The organism is Nocardia sp. GTS18, from assembly GCF_013839555.1.
In the GTDB taxonomy this organism is placed as follows: Bacteria; Actinomycetota; Actinomycetes; order Mycobacteriales; family Mycobacteriaceae; genus Nocardia; species Nocardia rosealba.
The window spans coordinates 6,924-31,697 of the sequence record NZ_JACBIU010000037.1; the positions used below are offsets into that span (position 1 = coordinate 6,924).

The 24,774-nt window shown below is 70.3% G+C and carries 1 protein-coding gene (cut by a window edge); it reads right to left on the bottom strand.

Annotation, left to right across the window (positions count from 1 at the left end):
• Positions 1–24,774, bottom strand: part of the annotated coding region (locus HYG95_RS21750) for a non-ribosomal peptide synthase/polyketide synthase (protein WP_370465878.1) (this coding region is incomplete at its 5' end). The annotated region continues 14,086 nt past the right edge of the window; 24,774 of its 38,860 annotated nt are in view.

Genomic DNA, 24,774 nt, shown 5'->3' on the forward strand with positions numbered 1-24,774 from the left:
CTACTCGGCGACGATGACCGACACTTCGCCGTCGGCGGCGTCGGTCGCCTCGCCTGCCACCACGAACCAGTGGGTGACCTCGCCGTCGGCCAGGTCGTCTTCGACCGAGCCGGCGGGGAGGACCGACAGGGCGCCTGCGGTGGCCGCGACCAGGAATTCCTGGATGGCGGCGGGGCCGGAGGCGTGGGTGGTGAAGGTGGTGCATTCGTAGTCGATGCCGTGTTCGTCGCGCAGGCGTTCGGCCAGGGCGACGGCTTCGGACTGGGTGAGCACCGCTGTGGTGTCGCCGGCGACCTGGACGAAGGCCGGGTGGTCCTCGGCCAGGGGGCGGATGCGGTCGGCGTAGGAGACGGGATGCGCTGCGGCTGCGGCGATCTCGCCTTCCACGTCGGCCAGGACCAGCCATTCGCCTGCCACTCCGGCGACTGGGGCCGCGCTGATGCCGAACGCCGCGCCGGCGGCGGCCAGCTCGACTCCGGTCAGGTCGCCGGCGAACAGCACCGCGGCACCGGCCTTCTGCACGGCCCAGGCGGCGAGCACCGAATCCACACTGCGCGGCAGCGACACGGCGACCACATCCCCCGGACCGGCACCGCGCGCGATGAGCACGCGGGCCAGCTGCGAGGACTTGCGATCCAGTGCGCTGTAGGCGATTTCGCTGTCACCGCGCAGCAGGGCGGGTGCCTGCGGGTCGGCTTCCACGACCTCGGCGAGCACCTTGGCCACCGTCTGCGCACCGACACCGGTCACGGAAGCGGGCGCCGAACCAGCCGCCGTCACACCGGATTCGGCGAGCAGCTTGGCGCGTTCGGTGGCATCGAGGATGTCGATGTCACCGACCAGGCCGGTCGGGTTCTCGAGCAGTTCGTCGAGCACCCGCAGCAACCGGGCGGACAGCGTGCGGATCTCGTCCTCGGTGAAGGTGCTGCGCAGGTAGCGCATGGTGATCTCGATGGTCGACTCGGCCATCACCACCAGCGTGAGCGGGTAGTGGGTGGCGTCGTCGAGGCCGACACCGGTGACCTGCATGCCATCGATCGAGCTCGCCGCGGTGACGGCGTCCTTGTCCATCGGGTAGGACTCGAACACCAGCAGCGTGTCGAACTGCGAACCGGCACCAGCCACCCGCTGGATGTCGGACAGGCCCACGAAGTGGTGGCTGAGCAATTCGGCCTGCTCGGACTGCACCTTCTGGGTGAGCTTCTCCGCCGTCATCCGGTCGTCGATCTGGATGCGCACCGGCAGGGTGTTGATGAACAGGCCGACCATCGACTCCACACCGGGCAGCTCGGCCGGACGACCGGAGACGGTCGCACCGAACACCACGTCGTCGCGGCCGGTGAGGCGCCCGACGACGATGCCCCACGCGGTCTGCAGCAGCGTGTTCACGGTGACACCGAGCTCGCCGGCGAACTTGCCGAGCGCCCGGGTGCGATCGTTGTCGATCTCGACGACGACCTTGTCGATCTCGAAGCGCTCCTCGGTGCGCGGCGGCGGCGCCAGCTGGGTGGGTCCTTCCACCCCGGCCAACGCGTCGGCCCACGCCCGCAGCGACACTTCGCGATCCCAGCCCGAGAGCCAGGACAGGAAGTTGCGGTAGGACGCCACGCGCGGCAGGGCGGTGAGGTCACCGTGCACCGCGTAGAGCACGAGCAGGTCGCGCATGAGCAGCGGCATCGACCAGCCGTCGACCAGGATGTGGTGCACCGTGATCGACAGGTGCGCCTTGTCCTCGGCGGTCTTGAACAGACCGAAGCGGATCAGCGGCGCGGTCGCCATGTCGAACTGGTTGGCCCGGTCGGCGGCGAGCAGCTGCTGCATGCGCGGCATGCGCACGTCCTCGGGCAGCTCGGTCAGGTCGACCTCACGCCACGGCACCTCGAGTTCGCCCAGCACCACCTGCACCGGCTGACCGGCCGAGTCGGTGACGAAGGCGGTCCGCAGGTTCGGGTAGCGGTCGAGCACGCCCTGGGCGGCCTTGCGCAGCCGCTCGGCGTCGAGGGTGCCGGTCAGGTCGAGTACGGCCTGCACGGTGTACACGTCGACGGTCGCCGAGCTGATCATGGCGTGGAACATGAGGCCGGCCTGCAGCGGCGAGAGCGGCCACACCTCCGACAGCGCGGGGTAATCCCGTTCCCACACATCGAGATCGGACTGTTCCACGCGTACCAGCGGCATGTCGGACGGGGTGAAACCGCCCGCGTCGGACCGCTGCGCGTGCGTGGCGAGCGCGGTGAGCGCGGCCACGAACAGGTCGGCGAACTCCTGTGCCCGCTCGGCGGAGAGCAGTCCGGTCGGGAAGGCGATGTTCGCGCCGAGCTGCGGGCCCTCGTCGCCGTCGTCGACGATGGCGTTGATGTCCAGCGTCGCGTTGGCGGGCATGTCGAGGTCCATCTCGGCGTCGAGCTGACCTAGGTCGGCCACCGGGATCCAGCCGAGTTCGGCGAGTTCGGCGGGGATCTCGCCCGTGCCCGCCCGGCCCAGGTAGTTGAAGCTGATCTGGCCGACGCTCGGCAGATCGGCACCCTGCTCGGTGAGGTACTTGAGCATGCCGTAGCCGATGCCCTTGTCGGGCACCGCGAGCATCTGCTCCTTGACCGACTTGATCACGTCGCCGAGCACGGCGCCACCGGCGAAGGCGTCGTCGAGGTCGGCGCCCGCCAGGTCCAGACGCACCGGGAAGGCGGTGGTGAACCAGCCGACGGTGCGCGACAGGTCGGCACCGGCGACGATCTCTTCCTGGCGGCCGTGGCCCTCCAGCTTGATCAACGCCGCGGTACCGGATTCGTCTCCGCGCCAACGCGATACAGCCAAGGCCAGAGCGGTGAGCAGACCGTCGTTGACACCGCCGTGGTACAGGCCGGGGATCGCGGTGAGCACCGCGTCGGTGACCTCGGGCGAGAGCGTGACCTGCACCCGGTCGACGGTGGCGAAGGTGTCGACCTTCGCGTCGAACGGACGCGAACCCAGCAGCGGGTCGGGCGTCGAGGACACCTCACGCCAGAACGGCAGTTCCGTGCGACGGTCCGCGGCCTGCTCGACCAGGCTGTGCGCCCAGCGTCGCATGGACGTGCCGTTGGCGGGCAGCGCCACCGGCTGACCGGCCGCGATCTGACCCCAGGCCATGCCGAGGTCCGGGATCAGGATGCGCCAGGACACACCGTCGATCACGAAGTGGTGGCCGACGACGAGCAGGGCGTCGCGACGGCGCGGGCTCTGTGTCGGTGCGCCGAAGGCGAACCACACGAACTGCACCATGGCGGCACCGGCCGGGTCGAGGCGACCCATGGCCTGGTCGTACTCGGCGCTGGCCAGGGCGGACAGTTCCTCGTCGGTGATGTCACCGGACACCTCGACGCGACGCACCAGGGCGCTCACGTCGACCGCGCCGGGCGCCAACGCCTCGAACTCCCAACCGTTCTCGCTGTCACCCTGCTGCGCTCCCGAGAGCCCTGCGTGGTCACGCTCCGCTACCGCCTCCGGGCTCACCGCTCGCTCCGCGCGCGCGACCCGCGAGCGGAGCACATCGTGGTGGTCGAAGACCGCACCGATGGTGGCGTGCAGGACGTCCTCGGTGATGCGTTCGGGCAGACGGAGCACCATCGACTGGGAGAACCGGTCGTAGGTGGAACCGCTGCTGAGGATCTGGCGCATGATCGGCAGCATCGGGATGTCGCCGACACCGCCGCCGGGCAGTTCCTCGAGCACGATCTGCTCGGTGTCGCCGGCGAGGACCGCGATCTCGGCCAGCCCGGCCACGCTGCGCTTCTCGAACACGTCGCGCGGCTTGAACAGCACGCCACGGTCCTTGGCCCGCGACACCAGCTGGATGGACAGAATCGAGTCACCGCCGAGGGCGAAGAACGAATCGTCCAGGCCCACCGCGTCAACACCGAGGACCTCGGCGAAGACGGCGGCGATGATCGCCTCGATATCGCTTGTCGGCGTGCGGAACTCGCGCGGGGCGAGCACCGGCTCGGGCAGGGCGCGACGATCCAGCTTGCCCGCGGGGGTCAGCGGGATCTCGTCGAGCACCATCACCGAGGCGGGCACCATGTGCGCGGGCAGCTGCTGCGCCACGAACTCGACCAGGGCGGCGGGTTCCACGGCACGGCCGGGGACCGGGCGCACGTAGGACACCAGGATGGTCGCGCCCGCGTCGGTGGTGCGGCCGATGGTCGCCGCGAAATCGACGTCGTCGTCTGCGGTGAGCACGGCGTCGATCTCGCCCAGTTCGATGCGGAAGCCGCGGATCTTCACCTGGAAGTCGTTGCGGCCCACGTATTCCACGACGGGCTTGCCGTTGACGGTGCGCCAGGCGACCACGTCACCGGTGCGGTACAGCCGTGAGCCCGGTTCACCGTAGGGGTTGGCCACGAAGCGTTCGGCGGTCAGGCCGAGGCGGTCGTGGTAGCCGCGCGCCAGCGGTACGCCACCCAGGTACAGCTCACCGGACACACCCTCGGGGACCGGATGCAGGCGACTGTCGAGCACCAGCACGGTCGCGCCGGGGATCGGTCCACCGATGTTCATGGTGTCGCCGGGCAGCAGCGCGTCGGACAGGTTGGTCGCGATGGTCGCCTCGGTGGGGCCGTAGGCGTTGTAGAACCGGTGGTGCGCCGGGTCGGTGCCCGCGCTGTGCCAGTTCGCCACCAGGTCGACCGGCGCCTTGTCGCCACCGACGATCAGCGCTTCCAGCCCGGCCAGTGCCGACGGTTCCATCGACGCCGCGACGAGCGGGGTGAGGAACACGTGGGTCAGGCCCTGGCCGACGATGATCTCGGCCAGTTCGTCGCCGCCGACCACGCCGACCGGCGTGATCACCAGGGTGCCCGCCGACCCGACGGCCAGCAGGAACTCGAGGATCGACGCGTCGAACGACGGCGAGGCGAACGCGAGGGTCCGCGCGTCCTGGCCGAGCCCGAACTGCGCCACCTCGGCGGCGGCGAAGTTGGCCACGCCGGTGTGGGTGACGACGACGCCCTTGGGCAGGCCCGTCGAACCCGAGGTGTAGATCATGTACGCCGTGTTGTCGGCGCGCACGACGCCGCGACGGTCCGCGTCGGTGATCGGCTCGCCCGACTGCTCGGCGATCTCCGCGTGCAGTGCCGCGTCGTCGAGGACCAGCCAGTCACCCAGTGCGGGTGCGGGCAGGTGCTCGACCTCAGCCGACACCGTGATGCCGAGGGCCGCACCCGAATCCGACATCATGTGCGCGATGCGCTCGGCCGGGTACTTCGGGTCGACCGGCAGGAACGCCGCACCCGACTTGACGACCGCCCAGATGGCGAGGGTGGTTTCCAGCGACCGCTGCATGGCGATGGCGACGACCGTCTCCGGTGCGGCGCCGCGCTCGATGAGGACCCGGGCCAGACACGAGGACGCGGCGTCGAGCTCGGCGTAGGTCAGCGAGCGAGCCTCGCCCGACCGCTCCGCTGCGATATCCGCCGCAGGCACGATCCCGGCACCTGCAGTCGTCCCCTCGGGCAACGCCGAGGTGAGCGCGCGGATCAGGCCGGTGTCGACCGACTCGCCGGGGGCGACGATGGCCTGACCGGTCGGGTTGGCCGCCACAGCCTGGGCAAGCAGCTCGGGCAGCGTGCTCGTGGCGAGCGCGGGCCCACCTGTGCGGGTGAGCAGTTCGGTGCGCTCGACGGTGTCGAGGAGTTCCAGATCGCCCACCGGCGTGGTGGTGTCGGCGACGACCTCGGCGAGCAGGCGACGGAACCGCTGCGCGAACTTCTCCACCGTCGACTGATCGAAAAGATCACTGGCGTAGGAGAACTCGGCATAAGCACCGGCCTCGTCGCCCGCTCCGGCCTCGCGGACGGTGAGCAGCAGGTCGAACTTGGCGGTGTCGACGTCGAACTCGACCGCCGAGACCGAAAGGCCGGGCAGTTCGAAGCCGGCGTCGGGCAGGTTCTCGAACGACAGCGCCACCTGGAACAGCGGGTGCCGCGCGGTGGAGCGCTCGGGGTTGAGCAGTTCCACCAGCCGCTCGAACGGGATGTCGGCGTGGGCGAAGGCGGCCAGGTCGGCCTCCTTGGCCTGGGCGAGCAGGTCGCCGAAGCTCTGCTGGCCGCCGACCTGCGTGCGCAGGGCCAGGGTGTTGACGAACATGCCGATCACGTCGTCGAGCTCGGCCTCGCCACGACCGGCGATCGGGGTGCCGATGACGATGTCCTCGGTGCCCGACAGGCGCGCCAGGAAGATCGCCAGCGCGGTGTGCACGACCATGAACAGCGTCGCGTTCTGCTCGCGGGCGATGGCGGTGAGCCCGGCGTGGACGTCACCGTCGATCGGGAACAGCACCCGGCCACCGGCGAAGGACTGCGTGCTCGGACGCGGCCGGTCCAGCGGCAGGTTCAGCTCGTCGGGCACACCGGCCAGGGCGCGCTTCCAGTACGCGGCCTGCTGGGAGAGCAGGCTGTTCTCGTCGGTTTCGGAGCCGAGCACCTCGCGCTGCCAGATGCTGAAGTCGGCGTACTGCACCGCCAGCGGCGCCCAGCCGGGCGCCTCGCCTGCCGCGCGGGCGGCGTAGGCGATCATCACGTCGCGGGTCAGCGGGCCCATCGACCAGCCGTCGGCGCTGATGTGGTGGGCGACGAACACCAACACGTACTCGGTGCTCGCGTCGGTACCGGCCGGCGAGACGACCCGCATCAGCTTGGCGCGCAACGGGACTTCGTCGATCACGTCGAAGCCCGCGGTGATCAGTTCGGCGATCTTGTCCCGAACCTGGTCAGGGACAACATCTTCCGGCGTCAGATCGGGCACATTGCCCTCGACCGGCAGGATCACCTGGTGCGGTGTGCCGTTGGCCGACGGGTACACCGTGCGCAGGGTTTCGTGGCGGGCGAGCACGTCGGCCACGGCCAGCTGCAGTGCCTCGACATCCAGCGCGCCCGACAGGCGGACGGCGACCGGGATGTTGTTCACCGAGGAACTGGTGTCGAACTGGTTCAGGAACCACATGCGCTGCTGAGCCAACGACAGCGGCACCTGATCCGGTCGCGGTGCGGCGACCAGCGCGCGACGCCCACCGGCACCGGCACCCTGCTCGACCTTCACCGCGAGCCCGGCCACCGTCGACGCCTCGAACAGCAGGCGCACGGGCACCCGGCTGTCCAGGGCCGCGCCGAGGCGGGCCGCGACCTGGGTGGCCAGCAGCGAGTTGCCACCGAGAGCGAAGAAATCGTCGTCGGCGCCGACGCGCTCGACGCCGAGGACGTCGGCGAACACGCCCGCCACGATCTCCTCGATCGGGGTGGACGGTGCGCGGAACGCCTGGGCCTCGAACTCCGGCTCCGGCAACGCCTTGCGGTCGAGCTTGCCGTTCACATTGAGCGGCAGGGCATCGAGCACGACGAACGCGGCGGGCACCATGTACGACGGCAGGCCGGCAGCCAGCGTCGACTTCACCTGCGCCACATCGATTTCCGTGGTGGCCGTCGTCGACGACCCGGCGCCACCGGTGGTCGCCGAGACGGAATCCACCGGCTGAACAGCGACCGAATCGGCCTCCCGGCTCGGCGTATTCGCCTGCGCGCCACCCTTTCCGACGAGGTAGGCGACGAGCCGGTCACCCGTACGCGGGTCGGACTTGGCGATGACTGCCGCCTGGCCGATCTCCGGCAGCGCGAGCAGCGCGGCCTCGATCTCGCCGAGCTCGATACGGAAGCCGCGGATCTTCACCTGGAAGTCGGTGCGGCCGCGGTAGTCGAGTTCGCCGTTGTGCCAGGCCACCAGGTCGCCGGTGCGGTACATGCGGGTGCCGGTACCGAACGGGTTGGCGACGAAGCGGTCGGCGGTGAGGTCGGCGCGGCCGAAGTAGCCGCGCGCCAGCTGGGCGCCCGCGAGGTACAGCTCGCCGGCGACACCGTCGGGCACCGGGCGCAGCCGCTCGTCGAGCACGTAGACCTGGCTGTTCCATTCGGGCGAACCGATGGACACCGAACCCTGGTCGGCCGCGTTCACCCGGTGCGCGGTGATCGAGACCGCGGCCTCGGTGGGGCCGTACAGGTTGAACAGCTCGGTGCGCGGGAACGCGGTGCGGAAGCGCTGGGCCAGCGAACCGGGCAGCGCCTCACCGATGGCGAGCACGCGCCACAGCGAATCCGGCATGCCGGCGGCCAGCAGTGCGTCCAGCATCGACGGCACCACGTGCAGCGTGGTGACCCATTCGCGGATCATCAGCTCGTTGAGGTAGGCCGGGTCGCGATGCCCGTCGGGCGCCGCGATCACCAGGCGACCACCGCACACCGCCGCCGACCAGAACTCCCAGACCGAGAGGTCGAAGGTGGCCGCGGTCTTGAGCAGCACCGCGTCGGCGGCGTCCATACCGAACTCGACCAGCTTCCACTGCAACTGGTTGGCGATGGCGCCGTGCGGAACAGCCACACCCTTCGGGCGACCGGTCGAACCGGACGTGAAGATCACGTACGCGGTATTCGACGGACGCAGCGGCTCGGTGCGTTCGTCATCGGAAACCGGTGCGGCACTTAGGCTGTCCAGGGCGAGTTCGTCGATGCGCACGACCGGTGCGGCATCGGTGCTGAACTCGTCGTTGGTGAGCACGCAGACCGGTGCCGCGGTGGTGAGGATGTAGTCGGTGCGCTCGGCCGCCTGATCGGGATCGACCGGCACGTACGCGCCACCGGACTTGGCCACCGCGTACATCGCGACGATCAGATCCACCGAGCGGCGCATGGCGAGCGCCACGCGCGCCTCCGGGCCGACACCGAGCGAGATCAGGTGGCGGGCAAGGCGGTTCACCTTCGCGTCGAGTTCGGCGTAGGTGAGCTGGTTGCCGTCGTCGGTGACCAGGGCGGTCGCCTTCGGATCGGCGGCCACGGTCGCGTCGAGCAGCGAGACAAGGGTGGCCTCGGTGTCGACCGGGTTGGCCGTGTTGTTGCGGCCGTCGACCAGTTCGGCGCGCTCGGCCGGGGCGAGCAGTTCGATATCGCCGACGGCGGTACGCGGCGTGGCGACGATCGCCTCGAGCAGGCGCTCGAAGCGGCGCAGGAATCCCTCGACCGTGGCGCGGTCGAACAGATCGGTCGCGTAGGTGAGCAGACCCGAAATGCCTTCGGGCTCACCGGTTTCGTCGTAGACGTCGCTGATGATGAGATGCAGGTCGAACTGCGACAGGTTGCTGTCGATGTCCAGGCCCGCGACCGTGAGACCCGGCAGTTCAAGGGTGGCGCGGCTGAGGTTCTGGAACGACAGACCCACCTGGAACAGCGGGTGCCGCGCGGTGGAACGCACCGGGTTGAGCACCTCGACGAGCCGCTCGAACGGCACGTCGGCGTTGGCGAAGGCGGCGATATCGTCTTCGCGCTGGCGGGCCAGCAGGTCGGTGAAGGCCTCACCGCTGTCGACCTTGGTGCGGAACACCAGGGTGTTGACGAACATGCCGATCATGTCGTCGAGCACGGCCTCGCCACGACCCGCCATCGGGGTGCCGATGGCGATGTCGTCGGTGCCGGACAGGCGCGCGAGCAGCACCGCGAGGGCGGTGTGCACGACCATGAACAGGGTCGCGCCCTCCCCACGGGCCAGTTCGACGAGCGCGCGGTGGGTCTCGGCGCTGATCCGCACGTCGACCTTGCTGCCCGCGAAGCTCTGCACGGCGGGCCGCGGCCGGTCGGCGGGCAGGTCGAGCTGGTCGGGCAGCTCGGCGAGGGCCTGCTTCCAGTAGGCCACCTGCTTGCTGGCCATCGAGTCCGGGTCGTCCTCGTTGCCGAGCAGCTCGCGCTGCCAGATGCTGTAGTCCGCGTACTGCACGGGCAGCGGCGACCAACCGGGTTCGGAGCCGGCGGCGCGGGCGGCGTAGGCCGTCATCAGGTCGCGGGTCAGCGGGGCGACCGAGGAACCGTCACCGGAGATGTGGTGCACGACCATGGCCAGCACGAAGTCGTCACTGTTCTCGACATGGAACAGGGCGACGCGCAGCGGCACCTCGACGGTGACGTCGAAGATGGTGCCGAGCAGTTCGCCGACCGCTGTCTCCACCTCGTCGGCGGCGACGGTGCGCTCGAGCAGTTCCGGCGCCGCCTGTGCGGGCGACAGGATGACCTGTGCCGCACCGGCTTCTGTCTGCGGGTAGACCGTGCGCAGGATCTCGTGGCGGCTCACCAGGTCGAGGATCGCGGCGCGCAACGCGGCCACGTCGAGCTCGCCGGACAGGCGGACCGCGACGGGCACGTTGTAGGCCGCCGACTGGGTGTCGAAGCGGTTGAGGAACCACATCCGCTGCTGGGCCAGCGAGAGCGGGATGTGCTCCGGACGCGGACCGGCCTTCAGCGCCTTGCGGTCACCGGTTTCGGCGTGCTGCTCGATGCGGTGCGCCAGCGCGGACACGGTCGACGCCTCGAACAGCAGGCGCACGGGGATGCGGGTGTCGAGGGCCTCACCGAGGCGGGCGGCGACCTGCGTGGCCAGCAGCGAGTTACCGCCCCAGGCGAAGAAGTCGTCGTCGAGACCGAACCGCTTGTCGTCACCCAGGCGCAAGACCTCGGCGAAGGTGGCGGCCACGAGCTGTTCGCTCGGGCTCACCGGTGCGCGGAACACGGCCTTCTCGACCTCGGGCTCCGGCAGCGCCTTGCGGTCGAGTTTGCCGTTGGCGTTCAGTGGCAGGGCGTCGAGCTGCAGGAACACGGTCGGAACCATGTAGGACGGCAGCTCGGCGGCCAGCGCGTTACGCAGCGCGACCTTGTCGATCTCGCCCGCGTCGGCCACGACGTAGGCGACGAGGCGATCGCCGACCACCGGATCGGTGTGGGCGAGCACGGCGGCCGCGGAGATGGTCGGCTGACGCAGCAGCGCTGCCTCGATCTCACCGAGTTCGATACGGAAGCCGCGGATCTTCACCTGGAAGTCGGTGCGGCCTCGGTAGTCGAGTTCGCCGTCGGCGTTCCATGCCACGAGATCGCCGGTGCGGTACATGCGTTCGCCGGTGGTGGAGAACGGGTCGGCGACAAAGCGATCGGCGGTCAGGTCGGCGCGGCCGTAGTAGCCGCGGGCCAGCTGGGCACCGGCCAGGTACAGCTCACCGGAGACACCGACCGGAACCGGGCGCAGCCGCGAATCCAGCACGTAGACACGGCTGTTCCACTCCGGGCCGCCGATCGACACCGACACCTGGTCGGCATCGGTTACGGCGTGGCTGGTGATCGAGACCGCGGCCTCGGTGGGGCCGTACAGGTTGAACAGCGCGGCCGTGTTGGCGGTGCGGAAGCGCTGCGCGGTCGCGGCGGGCAGCGCCTCACCGATCGCGAGCACCCGGCGCAGCGTGCGCGGCAGGGCGGCACCGGATTCGGTGAGCAACGCGTCGAGCATCGACGGCACCACGTGCAGCGTGGTGACACCGGTGGACCGCATCAGGTCGTTGAGGTAGGCCGGGTCGCGGTGGCCGTCGGCGGTGGCGACCACCAGGCGGGCACCGGCGACGGCGGCGGTCCAGAACTCCCAGACCGACAGGTCGAAGGTGGCCGCGGTCTTGAGCAGCACCGCGTCGTCGGCACCGATCCCGAATTCGGCCGTCTCCCATAGCAACTGGTTGACGATCGCGCCGTGCGGGACCGCGACACCCTTGGGCTTACCGGTGGAACCGGAGGTGAAGATGATGTACGCGGTGTTGGCGGGCACGAGCGAACGCCCGGTGATCGCCTCGGCGCTCACCGCGCTCAGGTCCAGGTCGTCCAGGACGACCACTTCGGCTGCCGCCGTGCCGAATTCGGCGTTCGCCGTGGTCAGCACGACAGCTGGTGCGGCGGTTTCCAGGATGTAGTCGGTGCGCTCGGCGGGCTGATCGGGGTCGATCGGCACGTAGGCCGCGCCCGTGCGGGCCACCGCGTACATCGCGATGATCAGCTCGGCGGAGCGTCGGATGGCCAGGGCAACCCGGTCCTCGGCGCCGATCCCGCGCTCGATCAGGTACCGCGCGAGGCGGTTGACCTCGGCATCGAGTTCGGCGTAGGTGAACTCGCGACGACCGGAGACGATTCGGCCGGAAGCGACAGCGGCGCGTGCGTCTGCGTCGTCGGATTCCGGCTCGTCGACGACCAGCGCGATCGCGTCCGGGGTCGCCGCCACAGTCGCGTCGAGCAGCGACACCAGGGTGGCGTCGGTGTCGACCGGGTGCGCGGTGTCGTTCCACGCGGTGACGATCCGCTCGGCCTCCGGCTCGGCGAGCAGGTCGATGTCACCGACCGGGATGCTCGCGTCGGCGGTGACGGCGTCGAGCACCCGCACGAAGCGGTCGGCGAAGCTCTGCACCGTCGACTCGTCGAACAGGTCGATGGCGTAACCGAATTCGGTGACCAGCTGGGCCGGTGCGCCGTCGTCGGTGTAGCGGTCGTACAGGGTGACGTGCAGATCGGTCTTGGCCAGCTGCGAGTCGTAGTCGACCGGGCTCACCGTGAGACCGGGGAGTTCGAAGGTGGTCTCGGCCAGGTTCTGGAACGACAGACCGATCTGGAACAGCGGGTTGCGTGCGGTGGAGCGCACCGGGTTGAGCACCTCGACGAGCCGCTCGAACGGCACGTCGGCATTGGCGAAGGCTTCCAGGTCGCGTTCGCGCACGTCGGCGAGCAGCTCGGCGAAGGAGGCGCCGGAGTCGACGGCGGTGCGGAACACCAGGGTGTTGACGAACATGCCGATCAGGTCGTCGAGTTCGCGCTCGCCACGACCAGCGATGGGGGTGCCGACGGCGATGTCGTCGGTGCCCGACAGGCGCGCGAGCAGCACCGCGAGCGCGGCGTGCACGACCATGAACAGCGAGGCGTTGTTGGCGCGGGCCAGGTTGTGCAGGGCGGCGTGCCGGTCGGGGTCGATCTCGAAGCGGATCGCCTTGCCCTGGAACGACTGCGCGGGCGGGCGCGGGCGATCGGCGGGCAGTTCGAGCTGGTCGGGCAGGCCGGCCAGGGCCTCGGTCCAGTATGCGACCTGCTTGGCGGCCAGCGATTCCGGGTCGGATTCGTCGCCGAGCACTTCGCGCTGCCACAGCGCGTAGTCGGCGTACTGCACCGGCAGCGGCGCCCACTGCGGCGCCTCACCCTGCGCGCGGGCCACGTAGGCGGCCATGATGTCGCGCGCCAGCGGCCCCATGGAGGAACCGTCGGCGGACACATGGTGCACGGTGAACGCGAGCACGTAGTCGGTTTCGCTCAATTCGAACAGCGCGACCGCGAGCGGCACCTCACGGGTGACGTCGAAGGTGGTCATCGCGAATTCGACGACCGCGCCGAGCAATTCGTCCTCGTCGACCTCGATGTGGTGCACCTGCGCGCTGATCTGCGAGTTCGGCAGGATCACCTGGCGTGGGCCGTCGGGCGAGGCCGGGTAGACGGTGCGCAGCATCTCGTGGCGGGCGAACACGTCGCCGATGGCCTGCTCGAGCGCGGGCACGTCGAGGTCACCGGTGAGGCGGACGGCGAGGGGGATGTTGTCCACCGCGGAGGTGGAGGTGTCGAACTGGTTGAGGAACCAGTAGCGCTGCTGGGCAGGCGAGAGCGGGATGACCTCGGGCCGCTCCCCCGCCTTCAGGCGCGGGCGGGCGCGGCCGGAACCGGCGTTGTGCTCGGCACGGGCGGCCAGCGCCGACACGGTCGAGGCCTCGAACAGGTCGCGGACCGCGAGCTGGGTGTCCAGGGCGGCACCGATGCGGGCGGTGACCTGGGTGGCCAGCAGCGAGTTGCCGCCGAGTTCGAAGAAGTCGTCGTCGGCACCCACGCGGGCCACGCCGAGCACGTCGCCGAAGGTGCCCGCCACGATCTCCTCGATCGGGGTGGACGGCGCACGGAACACCTTGGTCTCGAACACCGGCGCGGGCAGCGCCTTGCGGTCGAGCTTGCCGGAGGCGTTGAGCGGGAAGGCGTCCAGGATCACGAACGCGGTGGGCACCATGTACGCGGGCAGGGCGCTGCCGAGTTCGGCGCGCACCGCGTCGATGTCGACGGTCGAACCGGCCGACGGGATCAGGTAGCCGACGAGCTGGTCGCCGAGGCGTTCGTCGCCACGGACCACGACCACCGACTGGGCGATCGAGGGCAGGGCGGTGAGCGCCGATTCGATCTCGCCGAGCTCGATGCGCAGACCGCGCAGCTTCACCTGGAAGTCGGTGCGGCCCAGGTACTCCAGCTCGCCGTGTTCGGTCCAGGTGACGAGGTCGCCGGTGCGGTACATGCGGGCGCCGTCGGTGCCGAAGGGGTCGGCGACGAAGCGGTCGGCGGTGAGATCCGGGCGGTTCACGTAGCCGCGGGCCAGCTGCACACCGGCCAGATACAGCTCACCCGCGACACCGACCGGGACCGGGTGCAGGCGCGAATCCAGCACGTACACCTCGGTGTTGAACACCGGCGCACCGATCGGCACCGAGGTGGTGTCGGCGTCGGTGACCTCGTGGAAGGTGACGTCGACGGCGGCCTCGGTCGGGCCGTACAGGTTGTGTACGGCCGCACCGGAGAGGGCGCGCATCCGCTGGGCGGTCGGCGCGGGCAGCGCCTCACCGGAGGCGAAGACCAGGCGCAGGCTGTCGGCGCGGCCGTCGTCCTCGGCCAGTTCGGCCACGAACACCGACATCATCGACGGCACGAAGTGCGCGGTGGTGACGTTCTCGGCGGCGATGAGTTCGGCCAGGTAGGCCGGATCGCGGTGGCCGTCGGGCTTGGCGACGACCAGTCGGGCACCGATCTGCAAGGGCCAGAAGAACTCCCACACCGACACATCGAAGGTAGCGGGCGTCTTCTGCAGCACCACATCGTCGGCGGTCAGGCCGTACTGCGCCTGCATCCACACCAGACGGTTCACGATCGCGCCGTGGCTCACGGCAACACCCTTCGGGCGGCCGGTCGAACCCGACGTGAAGATCACGTACGCGGTGTTCGACGGACGCAGCGGGGCGATCCGCTCGGCGTCGGTGACCGGCGCGTCCGAGTAGCTCGACAGGTCGAGGCTGTCGATGTGCAGCGCGGTGGTCGAGCCCGCGTCGAATTCGTCACGGGCCGTGGTCAATACGCACACCGGTGCGGCGGTCTCGAGCACGTAGCGGGTGCGCTCGGCCGGGTGGTCGGGGTCCAGCGGCACATAGGCGCCACCGGCCACGCTCACCGCGTACATGCCGATCACCAGGTCGAGCGAGCGGCGCATGCCGAGCGCGACCATGGTGTCCGGGCCGACGCCCTGGGCGATCAGATGCCGGGCCAGGCGGTTCACCTGGGCGGTGAACCCGGCGTAGGACAGAGTTGTCCCCTCGAACGTGAGGGCAGGCGCGTTCGCACTGGTCGCGGTCTGGGCCTGGAACATCGACACCAGGGTCGCGTCCTGGTCGACCGGGTGCGCGGTGGCATTCCAGCCGGCCACGACCTGGCGGTATTCGACCGGAGCCAGCAGCTCGACGTCGCCGATCGCGCGGGTCGGTTCCGCGACCACCGACGACAGCATCCGCACCAGGCGCTTGGCCAGGCCCGCGATGGTGTCGGCGTCGAACATGTCTGTCGCGTAGGCGAACTCGGCGGTCATGCCGTCGGCGGAACCGTCGGCGCGGTAGCGGTCGGTCAGGTTCAGGTGCAGATCGAACTTGGCCGTCACCACGTCCAGCGGCACGCCGGCGACCTCGAGGCCGGGCAGTTCGAAGGAGGCCTCGCCGGTGTTCTGGAACGACAGCATCACCTGGAACAGCGGATGGCGTGCCTGCGAACGGGCCGGGTTGAGGATTTCGACGAGCCGCTCGAACGGCAGGTCGGAGTGTCCGAACGCGGCCAGGTCGTTCTCCCGCGTCGCGGCGAGCAGCTCGGCGAACGACTGCGCCGGGTCGACCGTGCTGCGCAGCACAAGGGTGTTGACGAACATGCCGATAGCGTCGTCGAGCACCGCTTCACCACGACCCGCGACGGCGGTGCCGATGGCGATGTCGTCGCTGTTGGACAGGCGCGCGAGCAGGGCGGCGAACGCGGCGTGCACCACCATGAACAGGCTGGCGCCGTGTTCGCGGGCCAGCGCGTTGAGGCTGTGCGTCAGCGCCGGGTCGATCGAGAACTCGTGCACCCCACCGCGGTTGGAGGCCACGGCCGGGCGCGGGCGGTCGCTCGGCAGATCCAGCTGGTCGGGCAGCCCGGCCAGCGTCGTGGACCAGTAGGCCACCTGCTGGGCGATCATCGACGACGGATCCGACTCGGAGCCGAGGGTTTCACGCTGCCACAGCGCGAAGTCGGCGTACTGCACGGGCAGCGGCGCCCAGCCCGGCGCCTCGCCGCGCGAGCGGGCGGCGTAGGCGATCATCACGTCGCGGGCCAGCGGACGCACCGACCAGCCGTCGCCGGAGATGTGGTGCACCACGAAGACGAGCACGTGGGTGTCGGGGTGCGAGCCGTCCATGGAACCGGCCACGCGCAGCAGTTCGGCGCGCACCGGAACCTGCGCGGTCACGTCGAAACCGGCGAGCACGAGTTCGCTGATGCGGTCGCGGATCTCGTCCTCACCGATCGTGACCGGGTCGATCGTGATCGGCACCTGGGCCGCGGGCAGCACGACCTGCACACCCTGGCCGTCGGCGGTTTCCGGGTAGACGGTGCGCAGCACCTCGTGCCGCTCCACCACGTCGGCCACGGCCTGGCGCAGCGCGTCCACGTCGAGGTCACCGGTCAGGCGGACAGCGAGCGGGATGTTGTTGACGCCGGTGGCGCTGTCGAACCGGTTGAGGAACCACATGCGCTGCTGGGCGAGCGAGAGCGGCACCTGCTCCGGGCGCGGCCCGGCGACGAGCTCGCGGCGGCTGCCGCTGCCCGCGTGGGTCTCCACCTTGGCGGCCAGCGCCGACACCGACGGCGCCTCGAACAGCACCCGCACCGGAACCCGGGTGTCGAGTGCGGCGCCGAGGCGGGCGACGACCTGGGTGGCGATGAGCGAGTTGCCGCCGAGGTCGAAGAAGTCGTCGTCGCGGCCGACCGGCTGATCCTCGGACAGGCCGAGCACCTCGGCGAAGGTGGCGGCGACGATCTCCTCGATCGGGGTGCTCGGCGCGCGGAACTCACGGGCCTCGAACACCGGATCGGGCAGGGCGCGGCGGTCGAGCTTGCCGTTGGCGCTCAGCGGCATCTCGTCGAGCACGACGAACGCGGCCGGAACCATGTACGACGGCAGTTGCGCACCGAGATGCGCACGCAGCGTTTCGGTTTCGACGGTCGCACCCGCCGAGGGCACCACGTAGCCGACCAGCTGATCGCCGGTGCGGGCATCCGAACGCACGATCACCACGGCCTGGCCGACGGTGGCGTGCGCGGTGAGCGCGGCCTCGATCTCGCCGAGCTCGATGCGCAGCCCGCGCAGCTTCACCTGGAAGTCGGTGCGGCCGAGGTAGGTGATCACACCGTGCTCGTCGCGGCGCACGAGGTCGCCCGTGCGGTACATGCGGGCGCCGTCGTCGCCGAACGGGTCGGCGACGAAGCGGTCGGCGGTGAGGTCGGGGCGGCCGAAGTAGCCGCGCGCCAGCTGGGAACCGGCCAGGTACAGCTCACCGGCGACACCGGCGGGGACCGGGTGCAGGCGGGCGTCGAGCACGTAGGCCTCGGCGTTCCAGACCGGCGCGCCGATCGGGACGGCGCCGTCGACCTGATCGGCGACCGGACCGTGCGTGGCGTGCACGGTGAACTCGGTGGGGCCGTACAGGTTGAACAGCTGCGCGTCGCTCACCCGCCGCAGCGCGGCGACGGCGTCGCCGGTGAAGGCCTCACCGGCGATCAGCAGGGCGCGCAGTGAGGACAGAGCTCCGCTCTCCACCGCGGCCGCATCGATGCTGCCTGCGAAAACGGTGAGCATCGACGGGACGAACGAGGTCATGGTGACCCGTTGCGCCGCAATGACATCGGCGAGGTACTGCGGGTCGCGGTGCCCGTCGGGGCTCGCGACGACGAGCCGGCCGCCGGTGCTGAGCGGACCGAACAGCTCCCACACCGACACGTCGAAGGTGGCGGGGGTCTTGAACAGCACCACGTCGTCGGCGCCGATGCCGTATTCACCGGTGATCCAGCGGATCTGGTTCACCACGGCCGAGTGCGGCACGGCCACACCCTTCGGGCGACCGGTCGAGCCGGAGGTGAAGATGACGTAGGCCGGGTGCTGCGGGTGCAGCGGTGCGGTGCGGTCGGCATCGGTGACCGGGGCATCCGGGTAGGCCGACAGGTCGACCGCGTCGATGACCAGGGTGCGCGGGCCGTCCGCCGACGCACTGCCGGTCTCGGAACTGCCTGCACCGGATGCGGTGGACAGGCCAGCCTGACCGGTCGCAGCGGCCGGGTCACCTTCGGTAGCTCCGGCTTCGAGTCCGAAGCCGTCGCGGGTCGTGGTCAGCACGACCACGGGGTCGGCAGTTTCGAGCACGTAGGCGATGCGGTCGGCTGGCTGGTCGAGGTCGAGCGGGACGTAACCGCCGCCGGCTTCCTGCACCGCGTACGCCGCGATCACCAGGTCGATGCTGCGGCGCAGGCCGAGGGCGACCAGCCGTTCCGGGCCTACACCGGCCTCGATCAGGCGGTGCGCCAAACGGTGTACGCGCGAGGCGAATTCGGCGTAGGTGAGGGTTTCGCCGGTGGCCGGGTCGATGAGGGCGACCGCGTTCGGGGTCGCCGTGGCCTGGCGGGCGAACTCGTCGACGAGGGTACCCGCGCCGGGCAGCTCGCGGGCGGTGTCGTTCCAGCCACGAACGGCCAGTTGCACCTCGGCCGCGTTCAGCAGCGGGATGTCGCCCACGGCGCGGTTCGGGGTGGCGGCGATGGCGTTGAGCAGGCGGGTGAAGCGGGCACCGAAGCTGCTCATGGTCGACGCGTCGAACAGGTCGGTCGCGTAGATCAGCTCGGCGACCATTCCGGCGGTGTCACCGGGCTTCTCGGTGAGCACCACCTGCAGGTCGAATTTGGCGACATCGATCGGCAGCTCCACACCGCTCGCGGTGAGGCCGGGCAGTTCCAGGCTGGTCTGGCCGGTGTTCTGGAAGGCCAGCATCACCTGGAACAGCGGGTGGCGCGCCTGCGAACGGGCGGGGTTGATGATCTCGACCAGCCGCTCGAACGGCAGGTCGGCGTGGCCGAAGGACGCGATGTCGCTCGTGCGGACCTGGGCGAGCAGCTCGCTGAAGCTGGCCGCGCCGTCGACCTCGGTGCGCAGCACGAGGGTGTTGACGAACATGCCGATCAGGTCGTCGAGCGCGCGTTCGCCACGGCCCGCGATGGGCGTGCCGATGGCGATGTCGGACTCACCGGACAGTCGCGAGAGCAGCAGGGCCAGGGCCGCGTGCGTGACCATGAACAGGGTCGCGCCACGGGTGCGGGCCAGCTCGGCGAGCGCCGCGTGGGTGCGGGCGTCGATCTCGAAGGTGTGGGTGGCGCCGCGACCGCTGGCGACGGCCGGTCGCGGCCGGTCGGCGGGCAGGTCGAGCTGCTCGGGCAGACCGCGCAGGTGCTCGCTCCAGAAAGCGATCTGACTCGCGATCACCGATCGGGCGTCGTCCTCGTCACCGAGCACGGCACGCTGCCAGAGGGCGAAGTCGGCGTACTGGACCTCGAGGGGACGCCAGGCCGGTTCGGCGCCTTCCACGCGGGCGCTGTAGGCGGTCATCACGTCGCGGGTGAGCGGGCCCATGGAGAAGCCGTCGGCCGAGATGTGGTGCACGACAAGGGCGAGCACGTGTTCGGTCGGGCTCACCTCGAACAGGGCGGCCCGGAACGGCACCTCGGCGGTGACGTCGAACGCGGTCAGCACGAGCTGCGAAAGGCGCTGCGGCAGTTCGGCTTCGGTGGTCTCGATCGGGGCGAGGTCGGGGATGACCTTGCCGGTCGCGACGATCACCTGGTGCGCGGCGCCGTCGGCCTCCGGGTAGTAGGTGCGCAGCGACTCGTGGCGGGCGAGCACGTCGGCGACGGCCACCTGCAGTGCCTGGCGGTCGAGCAGGCCGGACAGGCGAACGGCGGCGGGGATGTTGTCGACGGCCGACTCGGGGTCGAAGCGGTTGAGGAACCACATGCGCTGCTGGGCCAGCGACAGCGGTACCCGCGCGGGGCGCTGCTGCGGAACCAGCGGGGCGCGCCGCTCGTCACCGGAATGTGTCTCGGCCCGCGCGGCCAGCGCGGCGACCGTGGACGCCTCGAACAGTTCGCGCACGCCGATATCGGATTCCAGGGCGGCCGAGAGCCGGGCCGCGACCTGGGTGGCGGTCAGCGAGTTGCCGCCGAGAGCGAAGAAGTCGTCGTCGAGGCCGACCCGGTCCAGGCCGAGCACATCGGCGAAGGTGGCGGCGACGATCTCCTCGACCGGCGTGGTCGGCGCGCGGAACACCGCGGCCTCGAACACCGGGGCGGGCAGGGCCTTGCGGTCGAGCTTGCCGGAGGCGTTGAGCGGGAACTCGTCGAGGACGATGATCACCGACGGCACCATGTAGGCGGGCAGGTTGTTGCCCAGTTCCTCGCGCGCGTCCTCGATGTCGACGGTGCGGCCGACGGCGGGGATCACGTAGGCCACCAGCTGGTCGCCGGTGTGCTGGTCGCTGCGGACCACCACCACCGACTGGGCGACCTCGTCGAGGCCGGTGAGCGCGGACTCGATCTCGCCGAGCTCGATGCGCAGACCGCGCAGCTTCACCTGGAAGTCGGTGCGGCCCAGGTACTCCAGCTCGCCCTGTTCGGTCCAGGCGACGAGGTCACCGGTGCGGTACATGCGCTCGCCGTCGTCGCCGAACGGGTCGGCGACGAAACGGTCCGCGGTGAGATCCGGGCGGGCGACATAGCCGCGCGCCAGCTGGGTGCCCGCGAGGTAGAGCTCACCCGCGACACCGACCGGGACGGGCCGCAGGCGCGCGTCGAGGACGTAGACCTGGGTGTTGAACACCGGGGCACCGATCGGCACGGTGTCGATGTCGGTGTCGACGACCTCGTGGAAGGTGACGTCGACCGCGGCCTCGGTGGGGCCGTACAGGTTGTGCAGTGCCGCACCGGTGAGTTCGCGCAGGCGGTGGGCGGGCTTGGGCGGCAGCGCCTCTCCGGAGGCGAACACCATGCGCAGCGAATCACACTGCGCGGCAGCGGCATCCGCGACGAACACCGCCAGCATCGACGGCACGAAGTGGGTGACGGTGACACCCTCGGCCGCGATGACCTCGGCCAGGTAGGCCGGATCACGATGACCGTCGGGCTTGGCGACGACCAGTCGCGCACCGATCTGCAAGGGCCAGAAGAACTCCCACACCGACACGTCGAACGTGGCAGGCGTCTTCTGCAGCACCACATCGTCGGAGGTCAGGCCGTACTGCGCCTGCATCCACACGAGGCGGTTGACGATCGCGCCATGGCTGACCGCCACACCCTTCGGGCGACCCGTCGAACCCGACGTGAAGATCACGTACGCGGTGTTCGACGGACGCAGCGGGGAGGTCCGTTCGGCGTCGATGAGGCGGGTGTCGGCGTAACCCGACAGGTCGAGCAGGTCGATACGGACCTGCGCGGTGTCGATCTCCAGATCGGTGCCCGAGGTGAGCACACAGACCGGATCCGCCGTCGCGAGAATGTATTCCGTGCGCTCGGCCGGATGGTCGGGGTCCAGCGGCACATAGGCGCCACCGGCCACGCTCACCGCGTACATGCCGACGACCAGGTCGAGCGAGCGGCGCATGCCAAGGGCCACATAGGTTTCCGGGCCGACACCACGGTCCACGAGCCACCGGGCCAGGCGATACACCTGGGCCGCGAACTCGGCGTAGGACAGACTCGCCCCCTCGAAGGTGAGGGCGGTGGCCTGCGGGGTGCGGGCCAGCTGCGCCTCGAACATCGACACGAGGCTGGCGCGCTGATCCACCTCGTGCGCGGTGGCGTTCCACTCGCGCACGACGAGTGCGCGTTCGGCGGCGTCGAGCAGTTCGATATCGCCCACGGCCACCGTCGGTTCGGCGGTGATCGCGGTGAGCACCCGGATCAGGCGCTCGGCGATGCGGTGCACGGTGGCGGCGTCGAACAGGTCGCTCAGGTAGCCGGCGCGGATGCGCAGCTGGGTGTCGAGCTGGGCGATGAGCGAGAGCGGGTAGTGGGTGGCGTCGGCGGCGTCCAGGCCGGTGACGGCCATGCCGTCGATGTCGGCGGCCTGGGCCTTGATGCCCTCGGCGTCGACCGGGTAGGACTCGAAGACCACCAGCGAGTCGAACAGGCCACCGATCCCGGCGGCCGACTGGATCTCGGCCAGGCCGATGTAATGGTGGTCGAGCAGGTCGGCCTGCTCGCCCTGGGTGCGGGTCAGCACCTCGCGCACCGATTCGGCCGCGTCGAAACGGACGCGCACCGGCACGGTGTTGATGAACAGACCGACCATCGACTCCACGCCCGACAGCTGCGCGGGACGACCGGAGACGGTGGTGCCGAACAGCACGTCGTCGCGACCGGTCATTCGGCCGAGCACGATCGACCACGCCACCTGCAGCACCGTGTTCGGGGTGACGCCGAGGTCGGCGGCCAGCGCGACCAGGCGGCCGGTGGTGATCTCGTCCAGGTCGAACAGGTACTCGTCCGACAGGGCGGTGATCTCGCGGCTCGCGTCCGGGCGGGCGAGCAGCGTGGGCTCGGTGACCCCGCGCATCGCGTCGGACCAGACGGCCACGGAGGCCGAATGATCCTGCTGGGAAACCCATTCCAGGAAGTGACGGTAGGAGCGCACGGCGGGCAGCGCGCTCGCGTCGCCGTGCAGGGCGTAGAGCGCGAGCAGGTCGCGCATCACCAGCGGCATCGACCAGCCGTCGAGCAGGATGTGGTGGTTGGCCACCACGAAACGCCATTCGTGCTCGCCCACCTGGATCAGGGTGAAGCGGATGAGCGGCGGCTCGGCCAGGTCGAAGCGGGCGTTGCGGTCGGCCTCGACGAGGTCGGCGAACTCGCCGGTTTCGGTGCGGTCGTGTTCGGCCCAGACCACACGGGCGTTGTCGAGGACGATCTGCACGGCGTTGCCGTCGTGATCGGTGACGAACGCGGTGCGCAGGGTCTCGTGCCGGTCGAGCAGGGCCTGGGCGGCGGCGCGCAGACGGGTGGCGTCGACATGACCGGTGAGCGTGAGCACCGCCTGGGCGGTGTAGACGTCCACCGAGCTCGCGGCGAGGCGGGCGTGGAAGAACAGACCGGCCTGCAGCGCGGCCAGCGGCCACACCTGGGTCAGCTCCGGGTAGCGCCGCTCCCAGACGTCGATATCGCGCTGGGTGGCGCGCACGAGCGCGAAGTCGGACGGCGTGTGGCCGCCCGCATCGGCGGAATTGGCATGCCGGGCAACGGCTTCCAGCGCGGCGACCCACAGGTCGGCGAATTCGCGGACCTCGGCCTCGCCGAGCAGGGTGCTCGGGTAACCGATATTGGCGCTGAGTTTGTCGCCGACGACGATCGCGTTGACGTCCAGCGGTGCCATCGCGGGCATGTCGGCGTCGTAGGCGCCGCCGAGGGAGGCCAGCTCCGAGGCCGGGATCCAGCCGAAACCGCGCAGCGCGTCGGGGACGTCGCTGTCGGCGACCCGGCCGAGGTAGTTGAAGCTGATCTGGCCGGGCAGCTCGGTGGGCAGTTCGGCGGCGGTGTCGGCGTTCATGTACCGCAGCAGGCCGTACCCGATGCCCTTGTCGGGCACCGAGAGCAGCTGTTCCTTGACCGCCTTCACGGCCTGGCCGATCGCCGGACCACCGGCCAGGGCGGCGTCGAGATCGATGCCGGTGAGGTCGAGGCGCACCGGGAAGATCGCGGTGAACCAGCCGACCGTGCGGGACAGGTCGGCACCGGGCGCGACCTCTTCCTCGCGACCGTGGCCTTCCAGGCGCACCAGCAGGGCGTCGTTCGAGTCGTCGGACTTGCCGGGGACGCGACGGGTGCGCCACTTGGCGGCGGCCAGGGCGAGCGCGGTGAGCAGACCGTCGTTCACGCCACCGTGGAACAGGGCGGGCACGGTGGTGAGCAGGGCCTTGGTGACCTCGGCGGACACCTCGACCGGCAGCTTCTCGATCACACCGGAAACGTCGACGGCCGGGTTCATCGGCCGCTCGGTGAGCAGCGGATCGGGCGTCGCCACGACCTCACGCCAGAAGTCGAGCTCGGCGACGCGATCGGGGTTGCGCGCTTCGTCGGCCAGAGCGTGCGCCCAGGCACGCATGGACGTGGTGGGTGCGACCAACTCCGGCTGCTGGCCCGAGGACAGCTGACCCCAGGCGGAGACGAAGTCGGGCACCAGGATTCGCCACGACACACCGTCGACGACGAGGTGGTGGGCCACCACGATCAGTCGGCCGGCCCGGCGCGCGGACTTCTCGGTATCGGCGGACGAGGTCGCGCCACCAGCCGACGCGGTGCCGGGCAGCGAGATGGTCGGGGTCGCCGGCTCGGTGGGCTCCAGCCACACGAAGCGCACGACGACACCGGCGGCGGGATCGAGCCGGTCCAGGCTCGAATCCAGTGCGGCCGAGGCGATCTCGAACAGCTCGGCGTCGGAGACGTTCGCGTCGAAGGTGCTGTGATCGATCAGGGTGTCCGCATCGACGGTGCCCGTGGGCGCCGTGGTGACGACCCAGCGGCCGTCGACCTGGTGCAGACGCGAGCGCAGCATGTCGTGGCGGTCGACGACCGCGCCGACGGTGGCCGCGATCCCCGCCCGGTCGATGCCGACGGGCAGCTCGAGGGCCATGGTCTGGTTGAACCGGTCGAACGAACCCGACCGCTCGGCCATGAACCGCACCACCGGGGTCAGCGGCATCTCACCGACGCCGCCGCCGGGCAG